Origin of the sequence: Streptomyces scabichelini (assembly GCF_011045015.1) — a bacterium.
GTDB lineage: Bacteria > Actinomycetota > Actinomycetes > Streptomycetales > Streptomycetaceae > Streptomyces > Streptomyces scabichelini.
On the sequence record NZ_JAAKZY010000049.1, the window covers coordinates 45,816 to 54,577 of the forward strand.

General features: G+C 69.8%; 10 protein-coding genes. All 10 read left to right on the forward strand.

Annotated features, from left to right (window positions below; translation table 11 throughout):
* The 10 genes from G5C60_RS17715 to G5C60_RS17760 all read left to right on the forward strand — a co-directional run bounded on the left by G5C60_RS17715 (position 1) and on the right by G5C60_RS17760 (position 8,749).
* Positions 1–1,458 carry a PAS domain-containing sensor histidine kinase gene (locus G5C60_RS17715; RefSeq protein WP_206439656.1) on the forward strand — a complete coding sequence of 486 codons (1,458 nt, stop codon included), beginning with the start codon at positions 1–3 and terminating at the stop codon, positions 1,456–1,458.
* On the forward strand, positions 1,455–2,672 hold the full coding sequence (locus G5C60_RS17720; protein WP_165260299.1) for a metal-dependent hydrolase family protein: 1,218 nt from the start codon (positions 1,455–1,457) through the stop codon (positions 2,670–2,672). The genes G5C60_RS17715 and G5C60_RS17720 overlap by 4 nt, the downstream gene beginning before the upstream one ends.
* 128 nt (positions 2,673–2,800) lie before the next feature.
* On the forward strand, positions 2,801–3,910 hold the full coding sequence (locus tag G5C60_RS17725) for an acyl-CoA dehydrogenase family protein (protein WP_165260301.1): 1,110 nt from the start codon (positions 2,801–2,803) through the stop codon (positions 3,908–3,910).
* 35 nt (positions 3,911–3,945) lie between these two features.
* Positions 3,946–4,314 (forward strand): hypothetical protein, encoded by a 369-nt coding sequence (locus G5C60_RS17730; protein WP_165260303.1) that lies wholly within the window; start codon positions 3,946–3,948, stop codon positions 4,312–4,314.
* Positions 4,311–5,570 carry an aromatic ring-hydroxylating oxygenase subunit alpha gene (locus G5C60_RS17735; protein ID WP_165260305.1) on the forward strand — a complete coding sequence of 420 codons (1,260 nt, stop codon included), beginning with the start codon at positions 4,311–4,313 and terminating at the stop codon, positions 5,568–5,570. The genes G5C60_RS17730 and G5C60_RS17735 overlap by 4 nt, the downstream gene beginning before the upstream one ends.
* Complete coding sequence (locus G5C60_RS17740; protein WP_165260307.1) at positions 5,560–6,084, forward strand: aromatic-ring-hydroxylating dioxygenase subunit beta; 525 nt, start codon at positions 5,560–5,562, stop codon at positions 6,082–6,084. Before G5C60_RS17735 ends, G5C60_RS17740 begins: the two co-directional genes overlap by 11 nt.
* Positions 6,081–6,842, forward strand: coding sequence for an SDR family oxidoreductase (locus G5C60_RS17745; RefSeq protein WP_165260309.1), 762 nt, complete (start codon positions 6,081–6,083; stop codon positions 6,840–6,842). Before G5C60_RS17740 ends, G5C60_RS17745 begins: the two co-directional genes overlap by 4 nt.
* A gap of 40 nt (positions 6,843–6,882) precedes the next feature.
* The gene (locus tag G5C60_RS17750) at positions 6,883–7,836 is read left to right on the forward strand and encodes a PDR/VanB family oxidoreductase (protein WP_165260311.1); all 954 of its coding nucleotides are present in this window, start codon (positions 6,883–6,885) and stop codon (positions 7,834–7,836) included.
* Positions 7,833–8,390 (forward strand): flavin reductase, encoded by a 558-nt coding sequence (locus G5C60_RS17755; RefSeq protein ID WP_338145850.1) that lies wholly within the window; start codon positions 7,833–7,835, stop codon positions 8,388–8,390. The genes G5C60_RS17750 and G5C60_RS17755 overlap by 4 nt, the downstream gene beginning before the upstream one ends.
* Positions 8,387–8,749, forward strand: coding sequence for an amidase family protein (locus G5C60_RS17760; RefSeq protein ID WP_241266884.1), 363 nt, complete (start codon positions 8,387–8,389; stop codon positions 8,747–8,749). Before G5C60_RS17755 ends, G5C60_RS17760 begins: the two co-directional genes overlap by 4 nt.
* Positions 8,750–8,762 lie beyond the last annotated feature (13 nt).

Genomic DNA, 8,762 nt, shown 5'->3' on the forward strand with positions numbered 1-8,762 from the left:
ATGCCCGTGGACGACCTCGCCCCCGCAGACTTCCGCGAACTGGCCCAGGCCCTCAAGTACTGCGTCCTGCTCCACGACGCCCGGACCTTCGAGATCCTCTGGGCCAACCGGGCGGCCTGCCGGCTGCTCGGCTGGACAGTCGACGAACTCAAGCCGCTCAAGGCCCCCGACATGAGCAAGAACGCTCGCCAGTACAGCCGGGAACTCGGACACCGCTGGCTGCGCCAGGCCGTCGAGCACGGTGTCAGCGCCACCGAGTGGTGCTACCGCTCGAAGGACGGAGAGGAGATCCTCACCGAGGCGATCGCGATCCGCGTCGAACTCTCCGCGCGGGCCGTGGTGATGGTCCAGTTCCGGGACATCGCCGAGGAGAAGGCGGTGCAGCGGGACCTGTTCCGCACGGAGAGCAGACTGCGCGCCTTCCTCGGCGGTTTGGCCGAGGGCATCGTCGTCCTCGACGAGGGGCACCGGGTGCTCTTCGCCAGCGAGTCGGCCGGCAGGCTGCTCGGCGGGGGACTTCAGGGAGCGGACTTCACCGCCTACTGCTGCGACGGGGCTGTACCCGAGCGCGAGGGCCGCTACCGTTTCGCCGCTCCCGGACGCGAGCCCCGCTGGTACGCCGCGACCTGTCAGCACATCGAGATCGAGAGTGACCTGCACGGCCGGATGGTCCTCTTCTACGACATCAGCGACCGCGTCCGTGCCGAGGAACAGCACCGCCGCGACACCCAGCACCTCGACCATCTCGCCCGCTACAACGCCATGGGCGACATGGCGATGGCGATCGCCCACGAGGTGAGCCAGCCGCTGGCGGCCGCGTACAACTTCGTCGAAGGTGCCCGCGGCCGGCTCGGCCAGGGTTCCGGCGACCAGTCCGTGGCCTGGGGCCTGGACAACGCGGTACGGCAGATCGAGCGGGCCCGGCGCATCCTGGGCAGCCTGCGCGGATACGTCGGCCGCCTCGAGGAGTCCGCCCAGCTCACGGACCTCAACACGATCGTGCGTGACTGCGCGTACTTCATCGACCTACGCGCCCAGGAGCACGCGGTGGACGTCGCCTTCGACCTCACCACCGAATCGCTGCCCGTCCTGTGCGAGAACGTGCTCATCGGGCAGGTCGTCATGAACCTCGCCTTCAACGCGGTCGACGAAATGGCCCGTTGCCCGCGGCCGGAGCGCCGGGTGGAGGTCGTCACCCGGCGCGCAGCGGACGGCGGCGCGGAACTCGCCGTCCGGGACCGGGGGCCCGGCCCGCCCCCCGACGAGAGCATCTTCGACGGCGTCTTCACCTCAAAGGCGAACGGCAGCGGCATCGGCCTCGCCCTCAGTCACCGCATCATCACCCGGCACGGCGGACACCTGCACGTGCACGCCAACGAGCCGCGCGGCGCCGTCTTCCGGTTCACGCTGCCCACGCCCCAACCCCCTCAAGAACCGAGACGAACGGAACTCCCATGACCACCCGGTACCAGCACGCAGTCCTTGTCGACGGCACCGGAGCGCCCCCGGTGGCCGACGCCGTCCTCGTCGTGGACGACGACGGACTCATCGTCCACGCGGGCCCGGCGGCCACCGCACCGCCCCCGACACCGGGCGCGACAACGGTCGATCTGGGCGGGCGCACGGTGCTGCCCGGCTTCTTCGACTGTCACGCGCACCTGTGCATGACCCCGGAACGCGGCCTGGTCGCGGGACTCGCCGCCGATCCGACGGTGGACACCTTCGAGATCGCCGAACGGCTGCACGCCACCCTGCACGCGGGTGTGACGACCGTGCGCGACCTGGGGGGCATCCCTTCCGGGTACCGGACCGCCCTGGAACGCGGCCTGATCGACGGACCGCGCCTTCAGGTCGCGGTGAAGGTGATCAGCCACACCGGCGGACACGCCGACTGCTCGCTGCCCGGCGGAGTCGACGCGGCACCGCACCTGGGCATGATCGCCGACACGGCCGACGAAGCCCGGATCGCGGCCCGGTGCGTGTTGCGCGCCGGAGCCGACGTCGTCAAGGTGTGCGCCACCGGAGGCATGGGCAGCCCGCACGACGACCCCGACGACGAGGGCCTGACGTACGAGGAGCTGCGAGCCGTCGTCGACGAGGCGGCACGACACCGTGGCAAGCCCGTCGCGGTGCACGCCCAGGGCGGCGCGGGCATCCGCAACGCCCTGCGGGCCGGGGTCACCAGCATCGAGCACGGTTACGGCATGACCGACGAGCTGTGCGAACTGGCCCTGGCGCAGGACGCGTTCCTCGTCCCCACCCTGTCCACGGTGTTCGCTCCACTCGACCCGTCGGCGATGCCCGAGTACCACTACCGCAAGAAGACCCGGTGGTCCGGGATCAGCAAGGAGAACATCGCGCACGCGATCGAGCGAGGCGTGCCCATCGCTCTGGGGACGGATGCGGGCGTCGTCCCGCACGCCCGTAATCTGCTCGAGTTGTCGTATCTGGTGGAACTGGGCATGGACCCGCTGGCCGCGATCACGGCCGGCACGCTGAATGCCGCACGCCTGCTGCGACTTGATGACCGGCTGGGCTCTCTGGAATCCGGGAAAACGGCCGACTTCGTGGTTGTCGAGGGGGATCCTTTGCAGGACATCGCCCTGCTCGGCCGACCGGAGAACATTCTCCTCGTCGCACAGTCGGGAGTTGTGCGGAAGAACCTTCTGTGACGCCTTGACATAGGGGAAAACTCTTATGGCATGGGGGCAAGTTCCAATTGTGGCAGCTCGGTTGTCGCCCATAGCGTGATGGCATGGAGCGGGATGAGAACCGTCCGGCAGCGCGAGGGGACAGCCTCATGACTCAATTCGAACGAATGCTGGCAGTGGTCGCGGAGCGGCGGGCCGAATTCGAGGAGAAGGGGCACGTCCCGACGGATGTGATCGACGAATTCAAGAATGCCGGAATCTACCGGGCGGGTGTTCCACGGCGTTTCGGTGGAGACGCCCTGCCGCCCGCCGCATTCCTGCGCCTCGTCGAGCGGATATCGGCGGTCGACGGTTCGGCCGGCTGGGTCGCGAGCTTCGGTTCGTCCGCCATCTACCTGGCGGCGCTTCCCCTGGAGACCCAGGCCGAGTTGTACGCGGACGGGCCCGACGTCGCCTTCGCCGGCGGCCTCTTCCCGGTACAGCCGGCGGAACGTGTCGAGGGCGGCTACCGCGTTTCGGGCCGATGGAAGTTCGCGAGCGGCTGCAAGGGTGCGGATGTCCTCGGCGTCGGCATCAAGGCCGGCGAGGACAGGGCCGGCCGGCCCCTGACGGCCGTGCTGCGGCCCGAGCAGGTGGAGGTCGCCGAGAACTGGGATGTCATCGGGATGCGGGGCACCGGCAGCCACGACCTGGTGGTCGACGCGGCTGTGGTCCCCGAGGAGTGGACGTTCGTCCGCGGGGGCACGCCCACCGTGGACGAACCGCTCTACCACTACCCGACCGTCCCCTACGCCGCCCAGGTTCTGGCCGTCGTCGGTCTCGGCGTGGCCCGCGCGGCGCTCGACCACGTCATCGCCCAGGGCGGCCGCGCCGGCTACACCGGCGCCCCGAAGCCCGCCGAGCGCGCCACCTACCGCATCGCCGTCGGACAGGCCGAGGCCCAACTCCGGTCCGCGCGTGCCTTTTTCTATGAGACCACCGACGAGGCCTGGGCGACCGTCGAGGCCGGAGACCCCGCCACGGCCGAGCAGGCCAGCCTGCTGCGCCTGGCCTCCGCGCACCTGGCCAAGACCTCCTTCGACGTCACGCGGGCCGCCTACCAGCTCGGCGGCATCGCGGCTGTCGCCACCGGCAGCCCCTTGGAACGCCGACTGCGCGACGCCTCGGTCGTACCGCAGCACGCCTTCCTCCAGGAAGGCATGTACGACGATGCGGGCGCGGTCCTCATGGGCGTCCCGCCCTTCCCCGGCTACCTCTAGACACCCAGACACACAGACACCCAAGGAAGGCCCCCATGGCCGCTTCTTCCGGCACACCCCTGCGCGTGCTCTTCTGCATCGGCGTCAACCAGAACTTCTTCGACCTGCCCACCGGACAGGGCAAGACGGTCTGGGACGGCTTCACGACCATGCTCTCCCAGCTGTACGAGCTGCCCGGTGTCAGCGTCCTCGGCACCGTGGACGACGACCAGCACATGGTCGGTCCGTCCGACTCCTGGCCGTGGACCTGCTATGTCCTCGCCGACGTCGTGGACCAGCAGACCGTCGCCGCGGCCTGCAACCTCTTCCGCACCGTCCAGGTGGGCGAGCACGCCCTCTGGCACTACATGAAGATCGAGGCGCGCCTGGGCCGCCCGCTCCCGGAGCCGGAGGTGGCCCGATGACCCCCGACGTCGCCTCTTTGGTCGAGTCCGACCGCGTCGCGGGGACCCTCTACAGCGACCCGGCGCTCTTCGAGCGGGAGATGGACCGCATCTTCCACCGCACCTGGGTGTGGGTGGCACACGAGAGCGAGGTCGCCAAGGCCGGCGATTTCAAGATGGCCTGGGTGGGCCGCCGCCCCGTCATCGTCACCCGCGACCGCCGCGGCGGCGTCAACGTCCTGCTCAACCGCTGCCGTCACCGCGGCGCCAGCGTCTGCGAGACCCCCAAGGGCAACGGCAACGGCTTCACCTGCCCCTACCACGCCTGGTCGTACGCCCTGGACGGCACCCTGCGCGGCATCCCGTACCCCGAGGGCTACGAGGACGTCGTGGAGAAGAAGGACCTGCCTCTGCAGCGGCTCAAGGTCGGCACCTACGCGGGCATGATCTTCGCGAGCTTCGACCAGGACATCGAGCCGCTGGAGGACTTCCTGGGCGGGGCCCGGCTGTGGATCGACCGCTTCATGAAGCAGGGCGCGGGCTATCCGATCAAGGTGCAGGGCGAGCACAGGTTCCGCTTCAACGGCAACTGGAAGATCCAGCTGGAGAACACCACCGACTGGTACCACTTTCCGATCGTCCACCGTTCCTGGATGTCGTCGGTCGACGCCGAGACCGCGAGCATGCTGTCGATCATGACCGACGAGACGGCGGTCACCCACGCCCTCGGCAACGGTCACAGCGTCTCGGTCTCCGTCGCGGAACACGCCGACCTCGACGTCGACGACGGTACCGAGAAGCTCCAGGACCGCTTTGCCCACATCGTCGAGGAACTGTCCAAGGACATGCCGCCCGAGAAGGTGCGGCGCATCGTCCGCTCCCTGCACGGCGCCGGGTTCAACCTCAACCTGTTCCCGAACGTGGCCATGTCGATGGCGTTCTTCCGCGTCCTGCGACCGCTCTCGGTCGCGGAGACGGAGGTCCGGCATGTGGCGCTCGGCCTCGACGGCGGCCCGGAGATCGTCAACCGCGAACGGCTGCGGATCCACGAGCACTTCCAGGGCCCGTTCGGATTCGGCAGCCCCGACGACGCCGAGGCCTGGAACCGCGTCCAGCGGGGTGTGGCCGGCGGCGCCGAGATGCCGATCCTCGTCAACCGTGGCCTGGGCCGCGAGAAGCCCGACGACCTCGGACAGGCCACCTCGCACGCGACCGACGAGACCGGCATGCGGGAGGCGTACGCAATGTGGAAGAGGATGATGACCGATGCCGAGTGAAGCCCTCAGCGAAGCTGTTGTGGAGGCCGGACTGCCTCTCGGCGACCCCAGGGCTCTGGCCGCCGTCTCCCTGATCTGGCGCGAGGCCCACCTGCTGGATGCCCGGCGCTACGAGGAGTGGGACCAACTGTGGGCCGAGGGCGGCGAGTACGTCGTCCCGATCGACCGCGAGGCCACCGACTTCGCCTCCCGTCTCAACCTGGTCTACGACGACGACCGGATGCGCCGGATGCGCGTCGAACGCCTCACCGGAGGACTGTCCATCTCCGCCGCCGCGGCGGCGCGGACGGTCCGCTCGGTCTCCCGTTTCGTCGTCACCCGACGTGATGCCGACACGATCGGGATCTGCTCGGCGCAGATCCTCGTCGGGTACAAGCGTGAGGAGACCTTCGTCCTCGCCGCGGACGTCACCCACCGGCTCGTGTTCGGACCGGACGGCCCGCGCATCCTCCAGAAGATCGTGCGCCTGGCCAACTCGGAGGACTCCGTCACCGCATCGGGGTTCCTGCTGTGAGCCCGCACGAGGACGGCGCACGCCGCGTCGCACTGGTGACAGGGGCTGCCGGTGGCCTGGGCGCCTGCATCGCCGGGCGGCTGTACGACCGGGGCTACCGCGTCGCACTCACCGACCTGGACGAGGAGGCCGCGGTCAGGGCAGCGGCGGAACTCGACCCCGAGGGGCGCTACGCCGTCGGGCTCTGCCTGGATGTGCGCGACAAGGAGGCCTTCGTCGCGGTCCGGGACCGGCTGACCGAACGCTGGGGCGCCGTGCACGTCCTGGTCAACAACGCCGGACACTCCAAGGTCGAACCACTGATGGAGATCGGCCCGGAGAGTTTCGAGGCCGTCGTGGCCACCAACCTCAACGGCACCTTCTTCGGCTGCCAGGTCTTCGGCGCGTACTTCGCCGAACGCGGCTACGGACGCATTGTCAACATCGCCTCCCTCGCGGGACAGAACGGCGGGACGGCGACCGGCGCGCACTACGCGGCGGCCAAAGGCGGAGTAGCGACCCTGACCAAGGTGTTCGCCCGCGAACTCGGCCCGCACGGGGTGACGGTCAACGCCATCTCCCCGGGACCACAGGACCTTCCGGTGGTCCGCGAGACCGTCGCCCCGGAACGGCTCGCCCAGATCGAGGCGTCGATCCCGGTAGGCCGACTCGGCAGACCCCGCTTCGTCGCCGACATGGCCGTCCTGCTCGCAGCCGAGCACGCGGACGCGGTCACGGGAGCCTGCTGGGACGCCAACGGCGGCCTGTACATGCGCTGACAGCGTCGTCAGTGTCACTTGCGAACGCGAAGGCGGACGGATGTTCACTGTCACCGTCACCGAGACCCTCGACGAGACCGACTCGATCAGAGTTCTGCGGCTCGTCCGCTCCGACGGGGGAGCCCTCCCCGCGTACCCGGCGGGCGCGCACGTCGACGTCACCGGACCCACCGGGGTCACCCGCCCGTACTCCCTGTGCGGGCCCCCCGACGACACAGGCGCGTACACCATCGCGGTCAAGCGCGAAGAGAACTCGCGGGGCGGCTCCCAAGCCCTGCACGACAAGGCCGCGGTGGGCACGGAGCTGACCGTCGGCACACCCCGCCGACTGTTCGGCCTGGTCCCGGACGCGGCGCGGCACCATCTGGTGGCGGCCGGGATCGGCATCACGCCTCTGCTGGCGATGGCGTACGAACTGCACGCCGCCGGGGCCGAGTTCAGGCTGCACTACGTGGCCCGCGACCGGGCCAGGGCCGCATTCGCCGACCTGCTCGAACGCAGCGCCTTCGCCGACCGCGTCGACTTCCACTTCGGCCTCGGGCGCGAGGCGACGGCCAGGACCCTGGCGGCCGCGCTGGCCACTCCCGACGCGGGAACACACGTCTACACCTGCGGTCCTGAGGGCTTCATGGACCAGGTGACCGTGCTCGCGGCCCGGGGCCTGCCCGAGGACCGCGTCCACCGTGAGCTGTTCCAGGCCGGCGACCTGCCGGACGCCGGGGCCGCCGTCGCCTTCGAGGTCGAGCTGGACACCGGCGAGGTGTACACGGTGCCGCCGGACAAGACCATCGCCGAGGTGCTGGAGGACAACGGCGTCCCCCTCGACACCTCGTGCCGCGAAGGCATCTGCGGGACCTGTGTCCTGCGGGTCCTCCAAGGCGATCCCGATCACCGTGACCACTGCCTTTCCACCAAGGAGAAGGCGGCCGGGGACCAGATCGCCGCCTGTGTGTCGCGGGCGAGGTCGCCGCGGCTGGTGGTCGAACTGTGGTGAGCGAGAACCGACCGAAGCAGGAGAGGAGCGGCATCGCCGTGACCCCCGACCAGAGCGAGTTCCGGGAAGCCATGGCGCATCTCCCGGCAGCAGTCAACATCCTGACCACGAACGGCCCGAGCGGCCGCTGCGGTATCACCCTCAGCGCCGTCTGCTCGGTCACCGACGACCCGCCGACCCTTCTGGTCTGCGTCAACCGGGCCAGCGCCATGCACGACGTCTTCCAAGCCAACGGACGCGTCTGCGTCAACGTTCTCGGCGGTGACCAGCAGGAGCTGGCACTGCACTTCGCCGGGGCCACCAAGGTGCCCATGGCCGAGCGCTTCACCTGGGACATCTGGGATCGCGGCCACGACGTGCCGGTCCTCAAGGACGCCCTGGTGACCGCGGTCGGTACCGTCAAGCACGCCGTCCCGATGGGCTCCCACAGCGTCCTCTTCGTCGACATCGAGCACATCCGCACCCAATCGGGCGGGCAGAGCCTCGTCTACTTCAACCGGGCCTTCCACCGCCTCGACGCCACACCCCTGGTCCCGGAAGGCGCCCCGTCATGACGCCCGCCCGCACACCCACGCACGCGGCCGCCGTCGAGGAAGCGCTGCGCCGGCTGCGAAAGACCGAGCCCGACCTCCGTGCCTGGGTCCTGGTCGACGCCGACGGCGCCCGCGCGCAGGCAGAGCGGGCACCGGCCGGACCACTGAGCGGTGTGCCGTTCGGCGTCAAGGACATCATCGACGTGGCCGGGCTGCCCACCGAGTGCGGTTCCCCGCTGCGCCGGGGCCGGATCGCCGAGGCCGACGCCTGGCTGGTCGACCGGCTGCGCGCGGCCGGTGCCGTGCCCCTGGGCAAGACTGTGACCACGGAGTTTGCGTACTTCCAGCCCGGCCCCACCCTGTCTCTTGTACACATCTGACGCTTCCGACGAC